This window comes from Leisingera sp. MMG026, from assembly GCF_021654205.1.
Lineage (GTDB): Bacteria > Pseudomonadota > Alphaproteobacteria > Rhodobacterales > Rhodobacteraceae > Leisingera.
This window is the reverse complement of the sequence record NZ_JAKFZM010000010.1, coordinates 34,479-51,986: the sequence shown is the minus strand read 5'-3', so window position 1 is coordinate 51,986 and position 17,508 is coordinate 34,479. Positions and strand designations below refer to the sequence as shown.

General features: G+C 61.7%; 16 protein-coding genes. 6 read left to right on the top strand and 10 right to left on the bottom strand.

What is annotated here, in order from left to right; translation table 11 throughout:
- Positions 1–9 precede the first annotated feature (9 nt).
- Positions 10–663, bottom strand: coding sequence for a peroxiredoxin (locus L1069_RS07245; protein WP_237455217.1), 654 nt, complete (start codon positions 661–663; stop codon positions 10–12).
- Between the two features lie 288 nt (positions 664–951).
- Between L1069_RS07245 and L1069_RS07240 the strand changes: the two genes are divergently transcribed.
- Positions 952–2,391, top strand: coding sequence for an aldehyde dehydrogenase family protein (locus L1069_RS07240; protein ID WP_129369224.1), 1,440 nt, complete (start codon positions 952–954; stop codon positions 2,389–2,391).
- Positions 2,392–2,567: 176 nt separating this feature from the next.
- Here L1069_RS07240 and L1069_RS07235 read toward each other — a convergent pair whose 3' ends face one another.
- Together L1069_RS07235 and L1069_RS07230 are read right to left on the bottom strand one after the other, a co-directional pair.
- Positions 2,568–2,864 (bottom strand): AzlD domain-containing protein, encoded by a 297-nt coding sequence (locus L1069_RS07235; protein WP_237455216.1) that lies wholly within the window; start codon positions 2,862–2,864, stop codon positions 2,568–2,570.
- Positions 2,854–3,567: an AzlC family ABC transporter permease gene (locus L1069_RS07230; protein WP_237455215.1), complete on the bottom strand. Its 714-nt coding sequence runs from the start codon at positions 3,565–3,567 to the stop codon at positions 2,854–2,856. Before L1069_RS07230 ends, L1069_RS07235 begins: the two co-directional genes overlap by 11 nt.
- 113 nt (positions 3,568–3,680) lie before the next feature.
- Between L1069_RS07230 and L1069_RS07225 the strand changes: the two genes are divergently transcribed.
- On the top strand, positions 3,681–4,229 hold the full coding sequence (locus L1069_RS07225; RefSeq protein WP_237455214.1) for an XRE family transcriptional regulator: 549 nt from the start codon (positions 3,681–3,683) through the stop codon (positions 4,227–4,229).
- Positions 4,230–4,238: 9 nt separating this feature from the next.
- Here L1069_RS07225 and L1069_RS07220 read toward each other — a convergent pair whose 3' ends face one another.
- Positions 4,239–4,892 (bottom strand): RluA family pseudouridine synthase, encoded by a 654-nt coding sequence (locus L1069_RS07220; protein ID WP_134830942.1) that lies wholly within the window; start codon positions 4,890–4,892, stop codon positions 4,239–4,241.
- A gap of 164 nt (positions 4,893–5,056) precedes the next feature.
- Between L1069_RS07220 and truB the strand changes: the two genes are divergently transcribed.
- Complete coding sequence (gene truB / locus L1069_RS07215; protein WP_134830941.1) at positions 5,057–5,968, top strand: tRNA pseudouridine(55) synthase TruB; 912 nt, start codon at positions 5,057–5,059, stop codon at positions 5,966–5,968.
- A 41-nt stretch (positions 5,969–6,009) separates the two neighbouring features.
- Here truB and L1069_RS07210 read toward each other — a convergent pair whose 3' ends face one another.
- The 3 genes from L1069_RS07210 to mutL are packed head-to-tail and all read right to left on the bottom strand — an operon-like array spanning position 6,010 to position 10,666.
- Entirely contained in the window at positions 6,010–7,320 is a 1,311-nt protein-coding gene (locus L1069_RS07210; protein ID WP_237455213.1) for an adenylate/guanylate cyclase domain-containing protein, read from the bottom strand.
- On the bottom strand, positions 7,321–8,703 hold the full coding sequence (gene rmuC / locus L1069_RS07205) for a DNA recombination protein RmuC (protein WP_237455212.1): 1,383 nt from the start codon (positions 8,701–8,703) through the stop codon (positions 7,321–7,323). It abuts the gene before it with no gap.
- A 31-nt stretch (positions 8,704–8,734) separates the two neighbouring features.
- The gene (gene mutL, locus L1069_RS07200) at positions 8,735–10,666 is read right to left on the bottom strand and encodes a DNA mismatch repair endonuclease MutL (protein ID WP_237455211.1); all 1,932 of its coding nucleotides are present in this window, start codon (positions 10,664–10,666) and stop codon (positions 8,735–8,737) included.
- Between the two features lie 246 nt (positions 10,667–10,912).
- Here mutL and deoC point away from each other — a divergent pair, with 246 nt between their 5' ends.
- Together deoC and L1069_RS07190 are read left to right on the top strand one after the other, a co-directional pair.
- Complete coding sequence (gene deoC, locus L1069_RS07195) at positions 10,913–11,902, top strand: deoxyribose-phosphate aldolase (RefSeq protein WP_237455210.1); 990 nt, start codon at positions 10,913–10,915, stop codon at positions 11,900–11,902.
- A gap of 11 nt (positions 11,903–11,913) precedes the next feature.
- On the top strand, positions 11,914–14,250 hold the full coding sequence (locus tag L1069_RS07190; protein ID WP_237455209.1) for an aldehyde dehydrogenase family protein: 2,337 nt from the start codon (positions 11,914–11,916) through the stop codon (positions 14,248–14,250).
- Between the two features lie 173 nt (positions 14,251–14,423).
- Here L1069_RS07190 and rpsO read toward each other — a convergent pair whose 3' ends face one another.
- The 3 genes from rpsO to L1069_RS07175 form a co-directional block, all read right to left on the bottom strand.
- Complete coding sequence (gene rpsO / locus L1069_RS07185) at positions 14,424–14,693, bottom strand: 30S ribosomal protein S15 (RefSeq protein ID WP_129369234.1); 270 nt, start codon at positions 14,691–14,693, stop codon at positions 14,424–14,426.
- Positions 14,694–14,853: 160 nt separating this feature from the next.
- On the bottom strand, positions 14,854–15,861 hold the full coding sequence (locus L1069_RS07180; RefSeq protein ID WP_237455208.1) for a calcium-binding protein: 1,008 nt from the start codon (positions 15,859–15,861) through the stop codon (positions 14,854–14,856).
- 85 nt (positions 15,862–15,946) lie between these two features.
- Positions 15,947–16,459 carry a DUF1643 domain-containing protein gene (locus L1069_RS07175; RefSeq protein WP_237455207.1) on the bottom strand — a complete coding sequence of 171 codons (513 nt, stop codon included), beginning with the start codon at positions 16,457–16,459 and terminating at the stop codon, positions 15,947–15,949.
- A 701-nt stretch (positions 16,460–17,160) separates the two neighbouring features.
- Here L1069_RS07175 and L1069_RS07170 point away from each other — a divergent pair.
- Positions 17,161–17,484, top strand: a complete 324-nt coding sequence (locus L1069_RS07170) for a DUF3775 domain-containing protein (RefSeq protein WP_027257190.1) — start codon at positions 17,161–17,163, stop codon at positions 17,482–17,484.
- Positions 17,485–17,508: the final 24 nt, after the last annotated feature.

Below are 17,508 nucleotides of genomic sequence, written 5' to 3'. Positions count from 1 at the left end.
AAGCGCCGGTTACTCAGGTGCTTTGGTCTTGCGCAGGTAAGGGAAGATGGTCTCGAATTCGCCGAACTTCGCCTTAGCGTCTTCGTTCGACACGGTTGGCGGAATGATCACATCCTCGCCGGGCATCCAGTTCGCAGGTGTGGCAACACCCTTGCCCAGCGACATTTGCAAGCCGTCCAGCGCCCGCAGGATCTCGGCAAAGTTGCGGCCCACTGTCATCGGATAGGTCATCGACAGTTTCAGCTGCTTGTCCGGGCCGATGATGAAAACCGACCGCACAGTGGCGCTGTCCGCCGGGGTGCGGCCGTCGGGCAGATAGGCCTCTGCGGGCAGCATGTCGAAGGCTTTGGATACCGCCAGACCGTCATCAGCGATGATCGGGAAGCCCGGCTCGGCCTTGCCGTATTCCTCGATGTCCTTTTTCCATTTCTTATGGTCTTCAACACCGTCAACCGAAACGCCAAGGACCTTGGTGTTGCGCTTGTTCCACTCCTCGCTCAGCTGCGCCACGGCGGAAAATTCGGTGGTGCAGACCGGGGTGAAATCCTTGGGGTGCGAGAACAGAATCGCCCAGCTGTCGCCGATCCAATCATGGAAGGTGATGGTGCCCTGATCTGTTTCCGCAGTAAAATCCGGGACCGTGTCGTTAATGCGCAAACCCATGGCGGTATCTCCTTGTCATATGAATTATGAGTCGTCTTGACTGCAACCTAAGTAGTCTAACGCAACGATACAGCCCCCGTGCCGGGAAACCACGATAAATTGCTGCAAGCAGTCATGGCGAAAGATTGCGACCGGTCCAAGCGGCCATTGACAGAGCTTGCAATAATTTGATCAAATTACGCAGCGATGCCTTTGCCCCGCCCTTGCCCCCGTGCCGGAGCAGTGACACAGTGGCCGCGAAACCGGCAAGGCGGTAACCGGAATACCTCTGATTTGGGAGATCCCGACATGATCGAGAAACGCGAATTTTACATCAACGGCCAGTGGGCCGCTCCTGCTGCTTCAAACGATTTCGAGGTGGTAAACCCTTCGACGGAAGAACCCTGTGCAGTGATTTCGCTGGGTTCCGAGGCTGATACCAACGCCGCCGTTGCCGCGGCCAAGGCTGCTCTGCCAGGCTGGATGGCGACCCCGGTGGAAGAGCGTATTGCGCTAGTGGAAAAGCTGGTGGATGTCTATGAGGCCCGCGCCGAAGATCTGGCACAAGCGATGTCGCTGGAAATGGGCGCACCGATCGATTTGGCGCGCACGTCGCAAGCCGGAGCGGGCAGCTGGCACCTGCGCAACTTCATCGCCGCAGCCAAGGAGTTCGGCTTTGACGCGCCGCTGAACGACCGAAGCCCCAACGACCGCATCATCCACGAGGCGGTGGGCGTTTGCGCGCTGATCACGCCGTGGAACTGGCCGATGAATCAGGTGACACTCAAGGTCGGCGCAGCAGCTGTGGCCGGCTGCACGATGGTGCTGAAACCTTCCGAGCAAAGCCCGCTGAACGCGATGATCTTTGCCGAGCTGATGGATGAGGCCGGCTTCCCTGCGGGCGTGTTCAACCTGGTGAACGGCGACGGCCCGGGTGTTGGCTCGCAGCTGACCACCCATCCGGATGTGGACATGATCTCCTTCACCGGCTCCACCCGGGCGGGTATCGCGATCACCCAGGCTGCGGCTCCGACCCTGAAAAAGGTGGATCTGGAGCTGGGTGGCAAAGGCGCCAATGTGATCTTTGAAGATGCTGATGAGAAGGCGGTGAAGCGCGGGGTGCTGCACATGATGCAAAACACCGGCCAGAGCTGCAACGCGCCGAGCCGGATGCTGGTGCAGAACAGCATCTATGACCGTGTGGTTGCCGAGGCTGCGGAAGTCGCTGCCAAGGTCGAGGTCGGCCCGGCCAGCCAGGAAGGCCGCCACATCGGCCCGGTCGTGAATGAACTGCAGTGGAACAAGATCCAGGATCTGATCCAGCAGGGCATCGACGAAGGCGCCAAACTGGTCGCCGGCGGTACTGGTCGTCCGGACGGGCTGAACAAGGGTTACTATGTAAAGCCCACCGTTTTTGCCGATGTGAACAACCAGATGACCATCGCACGCGAAGAAATCTTTGGCCCGGTGCTGTCGATCATTCCCTTTGAGAATGAGGAAGACGCGATCGAAATCGCCAATGACACTCCCTATGGTCTGACCAATTATGTGCAGACCCAGGATGGCGCCCGCGCCAACCGCATGGCCCGCGCGCTGCGCTCTGGCATGGTTGAGATGAACGGAAAATCCCGCTCGGCCGGTTCGCCCTTTGGCGGCATGAAGCAGTCCGGTAAGGGCCGTGAAGGCGGTAAATGGGGCATAGAGGACTTCCTGGAAGTGAAGGCTGTCGGCGGCTGGGCGGCTGAATAGTCCCGCAGCTTTTGAAATCATGGAGAGCCGCCTGTCCGGGCGGCTTTCCTTTTTGCGGGGGGACTTGGGGCATCGGCAGTGCTCCCGCGTCTTCATTCCCCCCGGCTGCGCGGGGCGGTTCTCAGCCTTGGGCGTGGCCCGTGCTGCGCACGGGCAGGAGGCCTGCGCGGGGTTGGTCAGAAATAGGCTCTAAGCAGGTAGATCGCTGCTATTCCGGCAGCCATGGTCAAGGGCAGGCTGCGGGTGGCAAGAGCCACTACCAGCGCCACCGCGCCCGATGCCCATTCCTGCGGGCCGCCCTGCAGCAAGAGGTAAGTGACCAGTGACAGGATCAGGCAGCCCGGCAGCGCCTGCAGACCGCGCGCCCAAGGGCCGTGATCCGGCAGCCGTTGGCCTAGGAGGTAACCAGACAGCCGTACCGCAAAAGTAGCCGCTGCCAGCCCGAGAATCAGGATCCATGTTTCAGTCATCATTCAGCACTCCGGCAAGAACCGCTCCGCCCAGACCGCCCAGGATCAGTGTCCAGGTAGGGTCCAGCGGCGTTAACAGGCCGGTCAGCAATACGATGGCCACAGAACCGGCCCAGGGCAAAAGCATGGTTGAGCCGCTCCACAGCGACCGGAGAATGGCGATGAAAGCTGCGGTGAAGGCAAAATCCATACCCAGGGCCTTGGGGTCTGGCACAGTGTTTGCAAATCCCGCGCCTGCCGCTGTGGACAGCACCCAGACTGCAATCAGCCCGATGCCGCCGCCAATCAAGTACCAGTAGCCGGCTTGATGGCCCCGGGCGCGCATCGCGTGCATCAGGGCCCAATTCTCGTCGGTGGCCAGATGCACCCCTAGCAGCACTTGCCACCAGGGCCGGCCGGAATATTCATCCCGCAGCGAGGCGGTGATCAGAAGCAGCCGCAGGTTCAGTGCCAGCCCGGCCAGAATGGCGGCACCCGCGCCGGTGCCGGCAACCAGCCGCTCCACTGCGATGATCTGTGAAGATCCGGCAAAGATGATGGTGCCCATTATTCCGGTCTGCAGCCCGTCCATGCTTGCCTGTGCTGCAAGCAGACCGAATGCCAGCCCATAGACAGCAACGCCGGCAGCCAATGGCAGGATATCCCGCAGCCCGCAGGTCAGCTGGCTGAAGGCGGGGGACCGGGCGGAGATGTTCTGGATTGCCATGGAGGGCTGTTCCTCTGGAAACGGGGCATGATTTCGCTTAAACCGAACGTAGGATTTATATATCGAACGGCACGTCCGTTCGTCAAGTCGAACGAAAAGGCGAAATACCGAACATGTCAGCGCCCCATCAAATGATTGCTGCCGCCATCCAGCGTGAGCGCAGCCGCGCGGGGATGTCGCTGTCGGGGCTGGCAGCCCAGGCTGGAATTGCAAAATCAACCCTTTCGCAGCTTGAAGCCGGTAACGGAAATCCCAGTGTCGAGACGCTTTGGGCACTGGCCGCAGCGCTGGACGTTCCGCTGAGCTTGCTGTTTGAAACGGAGGCACCCGCGACCAAGCTGATCCGCGCGAGCGAAGGTGGAGTGCTGGAGTCGGAGCAGTCAGACTTTGCTGCCGTCCTCTTGTCCCGCAGCCCGCCGAATGTGCGCCGGGATGTCTATCGCGTGGTGATGCAGCCGGGAGAGATCCGCCGCGCCGCGCCGCACCCGCGCGGCACAGTGGAGCATATGCTGGTCTGTTCCGGGCAGATGCGGGCAGGGCTGGAAGGGCAGGAGGAGCTGCTGTGGCCGGGCGATTACTACAGCTTTCCCGGCGACCACCCGCATAGCTATGAGGCGACGCGGTCCGGCACATTGTTCCTGATGGTGATGGAGGCGCCCTGACCGGGGTCCTCAGAACTCCGGCTTCACCCGGAATTTCAGCGACTCGCCGCTGTCTGGGTGTTTGATCCGCAGTTCCTGGGAATGCAGCATGAGCCGCGGATACTCCTTTGCCGCACCGCTGGCATAAAGCGGGTCGCCCAGGATCGGGTGGCCCAGTGACAGCATATGCACCCGCAGCTGATGAGTGCGCCCGGTCTTCGGTGTCAGCCGCACCCGGGTAGCACCGTCCTCGTATTTCATCACCCGCCAGTCGGTGACGGCAGGCTTGCCGCTCTCATTGCAGACCATCTGTTTAGGCCGGTTCGGCCAATCCACAATCAGCGGCAGTTCCACTGTGCCGCTGCGCGGCTCCAGCCTGCCAGCCACCTGCGCCACATAGGCCTTTTTCGCCGTGCGCTTTTCAAACTGCATCGACAGATGCCGCTGCGCATGCGGGGTGAGACCGAACACCATCACACCCGACGTATCCCGGTCCAGCCGATGAACCAGCAACGCCTCGGGGAATACGGCCTGAATGCGTGTGATCAGGCAATCGGCCAGATGCGCGCCGCGGCCTGGTACCGACAGCAGCCCGGCAGGCTTGTTTACCGCCAGCAGCTCGGCGTCGTGGTGCAGGATCTCCAGCGGGTCCTGCGGCGGGGTGTATTCGCTTGAAACGGCCATGACCGCCTGCCTAGCGCCACTGGCTGGCAGGGGCAAGCACTGGCCTGAACCGGTCCCCATCGGGCATCTTTCCAGGCTTTCCTTCGGGACCTGGCATTTGCTAAATTGACACTGTCCCGGCGATTCGGTAACTGGCGCGCCTCACATACACATGGGGACTAGGCATGGCACGCAAACGCAAAGGGCGCGATATTTCCGGCTGGCTGGTGGTGGACAAGCCCGCGGGGCTGACCAGCACGGCAGTTGTGAACAAGGTGCGCTGGGCGCTGGATGCCAAGAAGGCAGGCCATGCGGGCACCCTGGACCCCGAGGCAACCGGTGTTCTGGCCGTAGCGCTGGGCGAGGCAACCAAGACTGTGCCTTATATAACCGACGCGTTGAAGGCCTATACCTTCACTGTGCGGCTGGGTTCTGCAACCAATACCGACGATGCCGAGGGCGAGGTGATTGCCGAAAGCGCCGAGCGCCCCACCGACGAACAGATCAAGGATGCGCTGCTGCCGTTCCTGGGCGAGATCATGCAGGTGCCGCCCAAGTTCTCCGCGGTGAAGATTGACGGCCAGCGTGCCTATAAGCTGGCGCGTGACGGCGAAGAGGTAGAGCTTTCTGCCCGCCCGCTGTGGGTTGAAGAGCTGATCCTGCTGGACCGTCCCGACGAAGACCACGTGGTGCTGGAGATGACCTGCGGCAAAGGCGGATATGTGCGCTCAATCGCCCGCGATCTGGGTGCGGCGCTGGGCTGCCATGGCCATGTGAAACAGCTTCGGCGGACCTGGTCAGGCCCGTTTGATGCCGAAGACGGCGTCTCTCTGGAACTGGTGGATGAGTTGGCGAAATCCACTGATCTGGATCAGTATCTGCGGCCTCTGGAAGAAGGGCTTGCCGACCTGCCCGAGCTGAAATGCACTCCGCAGGGTGCAGTGCGCTTGCGCAATGGCAACCCGGGCATGGTGATGGCCGCGGATGTGGAGTACGGCGATGAAGCTTGGGCTTCGCTGGACGGGCAGGCGGTGGCTGTGGGAATCTACAAGGCTGGTGAATTGCACCCGAGCCGGGTGTTTGTGCAGCCGGAATGATCTGCCTGGAACCGGTCGAGACCGTCTGAACAATACAGTTGCTAGGCTTGCGCCTTTGCGAACAGCGCGAGCCCGCTGCGGCGCCCGCGCAATTGCTCCGCCGGCAGCGCGGTCCAGCCGCCGCGCGCGGGCTCTGTACCGGCTTCCTGCAGCAAGGTTGCAGACGCGATCAGCGCCGTGTCATTTGTCTTGGTCAGCTGCTCCAGCCGCGCCGCAGTGTTCACCGTGTCTCCGAACACGGAATATTCCAGCCGTGCCGGTGTGCCGGTGACACCCGAAAACACTTCACCCCAATGCACTCCGATCCCTGCGGCCAGGCCGGTCTCTCCAGTAGCCTCCCTTTCCTGGCGCCAAGCCTCCATTTCCACAAGCAGCCCTTCGGCGCAATCCAGTGCCCGCGCTGCAGCCCGCTCACCCTCAAACAGGATCATCGCTGCGTCGCCGATGTATTTATCGATCAGACCGCCAGTCCGGCCCGCCACCAATTCGACACGGGAGCGGAACTCGGTGATCAGCCTGCTGACATCTTGCGGCTCGCGGCCCTCGCACCAGCTGGTGAAACCGCGGATATCAATGAATAGGATCGCCATTTTCTGCTGGCGGCCTTCCTGCAGCGCCTCCAGCCCGCCGCCGGCAAGGCGGCCCGCCATCTGGGCCGGCAGATAACGAGTCAGATTGGCCTTCTGCCGCGTTTCTTCTATGGAGCGGTGCAGCAGTCCCCGCATCCGAAGCGCCGCCACCATCAGCACCAAACCGGCCAGCGCCACCATCAGCACCCGCATCAGATTGGGGGGTGTGGCCATGGCCAGATGCACCCGCTGCATGGCAGCGTCAGAGACGATTGCCGGTTCCCACAGAACCAGCCACAAAAGTCCGGCCGCAACCAGCAGCACTTGGTATCCCAGCAGCAGAGGGTTGAAACGCAACACGCCAAAAGCCAGGATCAGCGGTGCCATCCAGGCCGAAGGCATGGCAAAGACAACTTCGCCGGACAGCCCGGAATTCACCAAAGACAACCAGGAATTCAGGAAAAGAAAGACACCGTCCGCGGTCACTGCAGCCCAGATCATCCAGTGCCGGAACACGCCTTTGCGGATAGCCGCAAAACTCAGGACTCCAACCGTAAGATAGGCAAGTAGGGTTGCCGCCGCCAGGCCGACTTGGTGCCAGAGGTAGTCCTGGCCCACCGTCTGCACTGCATCAACCGCAAGAACCAAGGCCGCCAGCAGCCCGGCAGACACGGCAATCCGCAAGAGTGCCACAATGCGCTCGGCTTCTAATTCCGCCGCACGCAGAAGCACCGCCCCGCCGGGGTTGAGGTTGCCCGCGCCTGAAACCAGCGGCAACCGCATCTACTCCTCCGCCAGCAGCGCCACCTGGCGCGGCTCGACTTCCACCTGGCCAGGATCTTCCAGTTCCGCGCCGTTAGCCACCACGCCCATTGCCTCGAACCGGCGGGCCGAAGGCAGCACGCGGGCCTCCAATGAGCCAACGGCCTTGTTGTAGTTGTTCACCGAAGATGACAGCGATTTGCCCACCGAAGCAAGGTTCTTGGAAAACGTCGCCAGCCGGTCATAGAGTTCTTTGGCAGTCTTTTGCACTTCGATTGCGTTTGCCGCCATCTTCTCCTGCTGCCAGCCATAGGCAATGGACTTGACCAGCGCCATCAGGGTAGTTGGCGTGGCGATCAGAACCTTGTTTTCAAAGGCATATTCAATCAACCCCGGATCCGCCTCCACTGCTGCGGACACGAAGGTTTCACCGGGGATGAACATCACCACAAAGTCCGGCGTCTCTCCCAGCGCGCTTTGATAGGATTTCGACGCAAGCTGACGCACATGGGTCTTCACATGGCCCGAATGGCGCAGCAATGCCTGCTGCTGCTGATCAGGCGTCTCCGCTTCCAGCGCATCCAGATAACCCTCCAGCGGGGTCTTGGCATCCACTACGATGCTCTTGCCGCCGGGGATGCGCACTATTGCATCGGGGCGGCGCAGACCGTCATCGGTGCCGACGCTTTTCTCCAGCTCATAGTCAACATGCTCGGCCATCCCGGCCATCTCAAAAACCTGACGCAGCTGCATCTCGCCCCAACGGCCGCGGGTCTTGGGCGCGCGCAGGGCCTGCACCAGCTTGCGGGTCTCGCCGCCCAACGCCGCCTGGCCATCGGCCAAATGCTTTACCTGCGTCTGGATCGCGCCATAGGCCTCATTGCGGGCCTTCTCGATTTCCTTGATCCGCTCACCGAACTGCCCCAGTTTCTGATCCAGCGGCTTTACCAAGCCTTCAATCGCTGCGTGGCGCTTGGCCAGATCCGCATCCGCGGATTTGCTATGTGCCTGAAACCGCTCGCTGACCAGGCTCAGGAAGCTTTCCGAGTTCTGCTTCAGCACGCCCGACGCCAGCGCCGCAAATTTATGCTCCATCTGCGCATTCATCTGCTTGAGCTCTTCCAGCCGCGCTGTATGTTCTGCCTTCAGCGCTTGTACTTGTGCCTCAGCCTGATACCGGGCGGCACGTTCATTATCGCTGGTGCGGCGCAGGGTTGCCAGCTCATCGTTCAGCTCCGGCAGCCGCTTAACCTCCGCCCGAAGCCCGGCCGCCTCCTGGCTCAGACCTGCATTGGCCTGTTCCAACTGCCGGGCCGCGCCTCGCAGCCGCAGCCCAGCCAGGGCAAAAACAGCGGCCAGACCAGCCAGCGCGTAAATGGCCCATTGGGCCTGTTCCAGTGTCACTGCTCGTCCTCCCTTTACCGGGGGTTCTTGTTCAGGTGCGCCCGAACAGGCGCTCGATATCTGCCAGTTTCAGTTCCACATAGGTGGGACGGCCGTGGTTGCACTGGCCGGAATGGGGCGTTGCCTCCATTTCGCGCAGCAGAGCATTCATTTCCTCGCCCCGCATCCGCCTTCCTGAGCGGATCGAGCCATGGCAGGCAACCCGGCTCAGGATCGCCTCGATCTTGGCTTGCACCAGCTGGGTTCCGCCCTGGTCGGACAGTTCGTCCAGAATATCCTTGATCATCGCTTCAGCGTTGACCTCGCCCAGGATCGCGGGGGTTTCCCGCACTGCAACAGCAGCGCCGCCAAAGGCCTCAATGCCAAGGCCGAATTTCGCAAGCTCATCAGCCACGCCCAGAAGGCAGGCACAGTCATTGTCGCTCAGCTCGACAATCTCCGGTATCAAGAGCGCCTGGGCCGCAATGCCATTCTCTGCCATCTGATGTTTCAGCTTTTCATAGACCAGCCGCTCATGGGCTGCGTGCTGGTCGACGATCACCATGCCGTCGGCAGTCTGGGCGATGATGTAATTCTCATGCACTTGGCCGCGCGCCGCGCCCAACGGCAGCTGTTCGGCCCCGGGCGCGGTGGCCCCGGACGCATCCGAGGTCTGACCCGGGGCCATTGGAGCCATTGGCACCTCTGTGACCCGCCCGCTGTAGGACCCCTGCAATTCGGCAAAACCTGGCGATGGCGGCGCATCGAAGGAAGACATTTGCGGCAACCCGGGGGCTTGCGCCGCGTAGGCGCTGCTGCGTGCGCCCATGGACGGCCGGTCCATCTGATATATCCGCGGCGCACCTGTCGCCGTGGGCTGTTCCGGTTTCATTGCCCCCAGCGTGGCGCCTGCAACTGTGGTTGATGCGCGGTGTCCGGCCTCTGCCAGCGCATGGCGCAGGGCAGACACGATCAGCCCGCGTGCCAGTCCGGGGTCGCGGAACCGCACCTCGGATTTGGCAGGATGCACATTCACATCGACCAGCTGCGGGTCGCAATCGATGAACAGCGCCGCTGCAGGATGCCTGTCGCGGCTGAGGAAATCAAAATACGCCGCGCGCAAGGCCCCGGTCAGCATCTTGTCCTTTACCGGGCGCGTGTTCACGAACAGGAACTGCGCCACCGCAGCGCCGCGCGAATAGGTCGGCAGCGCCGCATAGCCAAACAGGCGGACCCCCTCGCGGGCGGCATCAATCTTCAACGCGTTCTCGGCAAAATCACGCCCCAGAACCGAGGCCAGCCGCCCGTGCAGCGCATCAAACAAATCGCCCGGCAAAGGATCGGCGCGGAAGGTCACCCGCCCCTCACCGCCGCCCGATACATCGCGCAGCGTGAACCCTACCGAAGGCTCTGCCATTGCCAGCCGTTTCACCGTGTCGGAAATCGCCTGGCTCTCGGCCCGGTCGGTGCGCATGAACTTGAGCCGCGCCGGTGTGGCAAAAAACAGATCGCGCAGCTCGACTATGGTGCCTGCCCGCAAGGCGGCGGGTTTCACCGGCTCCAGCCTGCCGCCGGAGACCCGGATCTGCGCCGCCTCATGCCCTGCAGCGCGGCTGGTGATTGTCAGCCGCCCAACAGCCCCCAAAGAAGGCAGCGCCTCGCCGCGGAACCCGAAGGTATGGATGTTCAGCAGGTCCGAGCCGTCGATCTTGGATGTCGCGTGGCGGGACAATGCCAACGGCAAGTCCTCCGGCGTCATGCCGCAGCCGTCATCACTCACCCGGATCAGCGTCTTGCCGCCATCGGCGATTTCTACGGTGATGCGGGCGGCGCCGGCATCAATGGCATTCTCCACCAGCTCTTTGACCGCTGAAGCGGGGCGTTCCACCACCTCGCCAGCGGCAATCCGGTTGATGGCGCTGTCATCCAGCTGGCGGATGATTGGTCGCGTTTTGTCGCTGATATGGGGTTCTGCACTGCTCATACCGCTAAATTTAGCATGCGGAGCTGATTCTGCCACTGGAATGCGCGCGGCTTTGGCCGGAGACGCGTAAAAGAAGATTTTCGCATCAAACCACCTGCATCTTCCCTGTTTTCAGAGCGTCATTGCAGCCCGCGCACCAACATTTTGTCCAATCAGTCAAAAAAGCCGCCTGCAATCCTTAGCCTTGCTTGCCAATATGCCGCACCCGTGCGAATTTCGCACGGAACTCTGCTGAGGACTCCCCGAATGGAAAGCCAAATCGCTGAACGAAGCGCGCAGCTGCCGCAGCTGGCCGAGCCGCGCAATCCGGGCATGGCACTGGACCTGGACTGGGTCGCCGCCGTGCAGGCCAATACATCGGCCATCGAACGCCGCTGCGCCACCTTGCCGGGACGCCGCAGTGTAAAAAAGGACCATCAGGCCGCCTGGCTTTTGAAAGCCATCAGCCTCATCGACCTCACCACCCTGTCCGGTGACGACACCGAGGGCCGGGTCCGCCGTCTGTGCGCCAAGGCCCGGCAGCCGGTCAGCGCCGGTGTTCTGCGGACATTGGGGATGGAGGGTCTCACCACCGGGGCGGTCTGCGTCTATCACGACATGATCCCCACCGCGGTTGCCGCATTGCACGGCACTGGCATTCCGGTTGCCGCGGTCTCCACTGGCTTTCCGGCCGGCCTGTCGCCCTTCCATCTGCGGCTGGCGGAGATTGAGGAAAGCGTCAAGGCAGGCGCCGGGGAAATCGACATCGTGATCTCGCGCCGCCATGTTCTGACCGGCAATTGGCAGGCGCTTTATGACGAGATGAAGGCCTTCCGCCAGGCCTGCGGCGACGCCCATGTGAAGGCGATCCTGGCGACCGGCGAATTGGGCAGCTTGCGAAACGTCGCCCGTGCCTCGCTGATCTGCATGATGGCAGGGGCCGATTTCATCAAGACTTCCACCGGCAAGGAAAGCGTCAACGCTACTCTGCCTGTCAGCCTGGTGATGATCCGCGCAATCCGCGACTATTACGACCGTACCGGCCACCGCGTCGGCTATAAGCCAGCGGGCGGCATTTCCAAGGCCAAGGATGCACTCGTCTATCTGGCACTGATGAAGGACGAACTGGGCGACCGCTGGCTGAAGCCTGATCTGTTCCGCTTTGGCGCCTCGTCACTGTTGGGCGATATCGAGCGTCAGCTGGAACACCATGTCACCGGGGCATACTCCGCCGGCTACCGCCATTCCATGGGCTGAGGGCTGAACACATGACCATCAAAGAGATTTTCGACACCATGGATTACGGCCCCGCCCCCGAAAGCGCTGCCGAGGCACTGGCCTGGCTGGTCGATCAGGGCAGCCGGTTCGGCCATTTCATCAACGGCGAGTTCACCGCCCCTGGCGAAGGATTTGACAGTAAAAACCCAGCCACCGGTGAAGTTTTGGCGACCCTGACCCAAGCCACGCAAGCAGACGTCGACAGCGCCGTTGAAGCAGCCCGCAAGGCACAGGGCGGCTGGGCCGGTCTTGGCGGGCCGGGCCGCGCCAAATACCTCTATGCCATTGCCCGGCTGCTGCAAAAACATTCCCGCCTGTTTGCAGTGCTGGAAACGCTCGATAACGGCAAGCCGATCCGCGAATCCCGCGATATCGATATCCCGCTGGCCCAGCGGCATTTCTACTATCACGCAGGCATGGCCCAGCTGATGGAAAGCGAACTGCCGGATGCCGAGGCCCTAGGTGTTTGCGGCCAGATCATCCCGTGGAATTTCCCGCTCCTGATGCTGGCCTGGAAGATCGCGCCTGCAATCGCCATGGGCAACACGGTGGTGCTGAAACCGGCAGAGTACACTTCGCTCACAGCGCTTTTGTTTGCCGACATCTGCCATCAGGCGGGCCTGCCCAAGGGCGTTGTCAACATCGTCACCGGCGACGGTGCCGTGGGCGAAATGATCACCGCGGCTGATGTGGATAAGGTCGCCTTCACCGGTTCCACCTCAGTTGGCCGCCGTATCCGCGAGGCCACCGCAGGCAGCGGCAAGGCGCTGACGCTGGAGCTGGGCGGCAAATCCCCCTACATCGTTTTTGACGACGCCGACATTGATTCAGCTATCGAAGGGCTGGTCGATGCGATCTGGTTCAACCAGGGTCAGGTCTGCTGCGCCGGCTCGCGCCTGCTGGTGCAGGAAGGCATTGCCGGGCGGTTCCACACCAAGCTCAAGGCCCGGATGGACGGCCTGCGCATCGGCAACCCGCTGGATAAATGCATAGACGTCGGCGCCGTCGTCGACCCGGTGCAGCTGGATACCATCAGCAGCATGGTCGCAGCCAACCAGGCCGGCACCATGCACCAGGCCCAGGTGAAAATGCCAGAAGGCGGCTGTTTCTACCCGCCGACGCTGATTGAAGGCCTGTCGCCTGCCGATCCGCTGATGCAGGAGGAGATCTTTGGCCCGGTGCTGGTCTCCTGCACTTTCCGCACTCCCGAAGAAGCGGTGGAGCTGGCCAACAACACCCGCTACGGCCTTGCTGCGACGCTTTGGACCGAGAACGTGAACCTGGCACTCGGCATGGCGCCGAAACTGGCGGCCGGCGTTGTCTGGATCAACGGCACCAACATGTTCGACGCCGCTGCAGGTTTTGGCGGTGTGCGTGAGAGCGGCTTTGGACGCGAAGGCGGCTGGGAGGGCCTGACCGCCTATACCCGCCCCAAGACTGCAGCCAAGCCGCTGGGCAGGGTGGAGCCATTCGAGGGAATTGGCGCCCCGGCAGACCCGCTGGACCGTACCGCCAAGATGTATGTCGGCGGCAAGCAGACCCGCCCGGACAGCGGATACTCCCGAGCGGTTTATGGCAAATCCGGCACGCTGCTGGGCCACGTCGGCCTTGGCAGCCGCAAGGATGTCCGCAATGCGGTTGAAGCCGCCGCCGGCGCCGGAAAATGGTCCAGGACCACCGGGCATCTTCGGGCACAGATCCTATATTATATCGGCGAGAACCTCTCGGCCCGAGCCGCGGGATTTGCCGCCCGTATTGACGCAATGACCGGCAAGAAGACCGGCGCGGCTGAGGTCGAGGCCTCGATCCAGCGCCTGTTCACTGCGGCTGCATGGGCCGACAAATATGACGGTCAGGTCCACGGCGTACCGATTCGCGGCGTGGCGCTTGCAATGAAGGAACCCGCCGGTGTGATTGGCGTGCTCTGCGCCGACGAGGCACCGCTGCTGGGTCTGGTCTCGGCAATGGCGCCTGCAATTGCCATGGGCAACCGGGTGGTGCTGGCGTCCTGCGAACCTTTCCCGCTGGCGGCCACCGATTTCTACCAGGTTTTGGAAACATCAGACGTGCCCGCAGGCGTGGTCAACATCCTGACCGGCAGCCACGCCGAGCTGGCAAAACCGCTGGCGTCGCATCTGAACGTGGATGCGGTCTGGAGCTTTTCCTCCACCGATCTGTCGGCGGAGATCGAAGCCGCATCGGCGGGCAATCTGAAACGGACCTGGGTCAACAACGCCACCGCGATGGACTGGACGCAGGATCACAGCAAGCGTTTCCTGCAAGAGGCCACCGAGATCAAGAACATCTGGGTGTTCTACGGCGAGTGAAACAGGACCCCAGAGCTTTCCCGCTTCTGGCCAAAACATACAGCGCCGCTCCATTCGGGGCGGCGTTTTCTATCCGGCCTTGCCGGCGTTCCAGGCCCAAGACAGGGCTTGCGCGCAAAAGAAAACGCCCGCTCCTTTCGGAACGGGCGTAAAAAATCCGGGATAAGCGCGGATTAGCGGCGGATACCCAGGCGTTTGATCAGGTCCTGGTAACGGGACACGTCCTTGCCTTTGGTGTAGTCCAGCAGCTTGCGGCGCTGAGCAACCATCTTCAGAAGGCCACGGCGGCCGTGGTTGTCCTTCTTGTGGGTTTTGAAGTGCTCAGTCAGGGTGTTGATGCGCGAGGTCAGGATTGCAACCTGGACTTCCGGCGAACCGGTGTCGCCGTCCTTGGTTGCGAATTCTTTCATCAGGCGGGTTTTTTCTTCTGCAGTGATCGACATCGGGGTCTCCTTAAAGGTTAGAGTGGATGGCTCAGGCCGGGATGTCGTCCAGCACAGGCCCATGGAGATATCCGCCGCAGAATCGCAGCAGATGCGGGCGTATATGACGTTTCCGTTGTAAAGGCAAAGATTAACTGCCAGCCGGTGGATCCGCGCGGGCCTACTGCGGCAGCAACCCGGTAGCAGCGGCTGAAGCTGTGTCGATCAGCACCAGATCCGCCGCAGTCAGCCCGCCGGCTCCGGTGACCCGCAAGGCAGGCTCGCCGTCGACAAGAATGACCTGCTCGTCCTCTGCCTCAGGGTTCTGCTGCAGCTCCACGGAAGGCTCTTCGCCGTCCTCAAAATCCCAAACCAGCACCAGCTTATCTTCATCCGTATCGAAATCCATCAGCTGCACAGTCTGTTCGGTTCCGGTCCAGTTGCCGGCCATGAACTGATCCTCGCCTGTGCCGCCGGTCAGCACATCCCCCGCCCCGGCGATCAATGTGTCATCACCGGCACCGCCATTGACATAGTCTTGGTCCGTGCCGTCCCCGGCGCCGGACACCACATCATTTCCATAACCGCCAAACAGCGCGTCGGCGCCGCCGCCGCCCACTAGGCTGTCATTGCCGTCATTGCCGTGCAGTGTGTCCCGGCCTTCACCGCCTGCCAGCCAATCTTCGCCCTGACCGCCATGCAGCAGATCCGCACCGCCGCCGCCCTGAAGCGTGTCATCCCCGAAATGCCCATAAAGACTGTCCTCTCCGGCGGCGCCCTGCAGCACGTCAGCACCGTCTTCGCCGTGCAGCAGGTCCTGGCCTGTGCCGCCGGACAGGCTGTCATCTCCGCTACCGCCATGCAGAACATCGCTGCCCTGGCCCCCGTCTATCCAGTCATGACCGCTGTAACCGCCAAGCTGATCATCGCCATCACCGCCGCTAAGGCTGTCAGCCGCCCCGGTTCCCGCGATGACGTCATTTTCATCGGTGCCGGTTACGGTGCTGCCACCCGGCTCGATAAACCCGCCATCTGACCCACCTCCGCCGGTGTCCGCCTCCGGATTGGGGCCGGAGGACGGCTCCTCCCCATCCGGGGTTTCGGTATCAACCAGGACCGCGCTGCCCACTGCAACAAGGCCCAGAACACCCGCCAGCCACAACATTGCCCACTCAACCTCAATAAACACTCAAAACTCAATTGCACGATCACACGCGTTGATTGCAAATGCAAAACAAATAGGGAACATCAGTTAACAGCAACCGAAGAACCCGCTAACGCTGATGCCAAAGCTCTGGTTGCTGGGTGTAGGCGATGTAAAGCGGGTGCTTCGGGTGGCCGGCCTTGCTGAGACCGAGGTGGTGCAGCGGCTTTCCGGTTGCGCGCAGCAGCGCCGCAACCCGCTCCCCTTGCCCGCGGTGCTCACCATGGGTGCCCCAGGCGCAGATCACCATGTCAGCCCAATCAACGCCGTGCAAAATGGCTGCCATGTTGCCCGGGCCTTCCGGCTCTTCCAGCTGCCGCATCCCGCGCGGATCGGTGACCCGGCAGGCAAAGATGTTGGTGGCCCGGAAACCGCCGAACCCCAATGCCCGTGCGCGGCGCTCGCAGCGTTCGATGGTCGGATCATTCTGCACTTCGGTTGCGGTTGACGGATTCAGCATCACAAACATCACCCGCGGCCTGGCAGGATCCCAAACCCGGGTCAGGCTGTAGCGGTAAGTTTCGCAATCGGAATAGACGGCGGTTGAGGGCGCATCGCCCTTGGTGTGGCTGCGGGTGATCATCAGCCGTCTGTAACAGGGCAATTTCGACTGTCCAAGCTTACTGTCCAAGTTTCATTATCACCCCGGGAAGCGCCCATTAAGGGCATTGCCGGGCACGACGACACATTGCAGCTGTTGGCGTTGTGTTTCTTTCGGACAGGTTTTTCATGGAAATGTTGCTGCTCACCATAGTGTTCTGTCCTGGCTTCCGGTGAAACGGACCCGCAATGAAACTGTCTGACTCTGAAGTCCGGATCTTGCAGATGTATTTGTATGGCGCGCGTCCACTGAGTGTCTTGAGAGGGCGGTTGCAAAGGCCGTCGTCCAGCGGTCGGAGAGCAGGCCACCTGAAAGCAACGATCATGGCTTCATCTTCTTCACTAGGGACGATTGAGCGGGGCTCATTGGGACGGGTTTTCTGATCCTCAGCAGTCTACCGCTTCGCAACCGGCTTTGGGGTGATGCCAGGTTCCTGGTTCAGCTCCGCGATTGAAACCTGAACTTCTCGGGACAATGCTGCGCAATACCCTGCCAAGTGACAGGACGTGACGCAGACGTGGCATATCTGTCCCATAAGGCGTCCTTCCATTCCAATGAATGGATCGCACTATCAACCCCTGGAACCAAACAGCTAAGCAGCGCTCCATTTGCCACAGATCAAAGACTTAGGCGTTTGGCCTGCTGTTTGCTATGCTGAGGCAGCGAACAGAAGGATTGTAGCAATGCTGGAGATTTCAGCCCGTAAGGTGGCACAAGTGGCGATGATGGCCCGTGAACTGGGCCGGGCTGAAGGGGAATTGCGCGCCTTCATCGACCGGATGGGGGAAGATCAGCAGTCGGAATTGGTTGGCATCATGTGGGTCGGCCGCGGCAGTTTCGAGCCGGAAGAACTGGGTGAAGCGATCTATACCGCCCGGCAGGAAGCGACCACGCCGACCGTCGATTACTTGCTCGGCACGCCGCATCTGGCTGACAATCTGGAGGCTGGCATGGAAGCGCTTGGGATTGATGTGAACGATGTCGAAGATGATGTGATCGGCCGCTAGGGTCCGCACCGGTTAAAAAAGGTA

What these genes read in the sequence shown, in the direction of transcription:
- deoC (WP_237455210.1), top strand. Translation starts at nt 10,913, where the DNA reads ATGGAAAGCCAAATCGCTGAACGAAGCGCGCAGCTGCCGCAGCTGGCC.
- mutL (WP_237455211.1), bottom strand. Translation starts at nt 10,666, where the DNA reads ATGAGCAGTGCAGAACCCCATATCAGCGACAAAACGCGACCAATCATC.
- L1069_RS07230 (WP_237455215.1), bottom strand. Translation starts at nt 3,567, where the DNA reads ATGGCAATCCAGAACATCTCCGCCCGGTCCCCCGCCTTCAGCCAGCTG.
- L1069_RS07190 (WP_237455209.1), top strand. Translation starts at nt 11,914, where the DNA reads ATGACCATCAAAGAGATTTTCGACACCATGGATTACGGCCCCGCCCCC.
- L1069_RS07240 (WP_129369224.1), top strand. Translation starts at nt 952, where the DNA reads ATGATCGAGAAACGCGAATTTTACATCAACGGCCAGTGGGCCGCTCCT.
- rpsO (WP_129369234.1), bottom strand. Translation starts at nt 14,693, where the DNA reads ATGTCGATCACTGCAGAAGAAAAAACCCGCCTGATGAAAGAATTCGCA.
- L1069_RS07225 (WP_237455214.1), top strand. Translation starts at nt 3,681, where the DNA reads ATGTCAGCGCCCCATCAAATGATTGCTGCCGCCATCCAGCGTGAGCGC.
- L1069_RS07235 (WP_237455216.1), bottom strand. Translation starts at nt 2,864, where the DNA reads ATGATGACTGAAACATGGATCCTGATTCTCGGGCTGGCAGCGGCTACT.
- L1069_RS07175 (WP_237455207.1), bottom strand. Translation starts at nt 16,459, where the DNA reads ATGATCACCCGCAGCCACACCAAGGGCGATGCGCCCTCAACCGCCGTC.
- truB (WP_134830941.1), top strand. Translation starts at nt 5,057, where the DNA reads ATGGCACGCAAACGCAAAGGGCGCGATATTTCCGGCTGGCTGGTGGTG.
- L1069_RS07210 (WP_237455213.1), bottom strand. Translation starts at nt 7,320, where the DNA reads ATGCGGTTGCCGCTGGTTTCAGGCGCGGGCAACCTCAACCCCGGCGGG.
- L1069_RS07170 (WP_027257190.1), top strand. Translation starts at nt 17,161, where the DNA reads ATGCTGGAGATTTCAGCCCGTAAGGTGGCACAAGTGGCGATGATGGCC.
- L1069_RS07220 (WP_134830942.1), bottom strand. Translation starts at nt 4,892, where the DNA reads ATGGCCGTTTCAAGCGAATACACCCCGCCGCAGGACCCGCTGGAGATC.
- L1069_RS07245 (WP_237455217.1), bottom strand. Translation starts at nt 663, where the DNA reads ATGGGTTTGCGCATTAACGACACGGTCCCGGATTTTACTGCGGAAACA.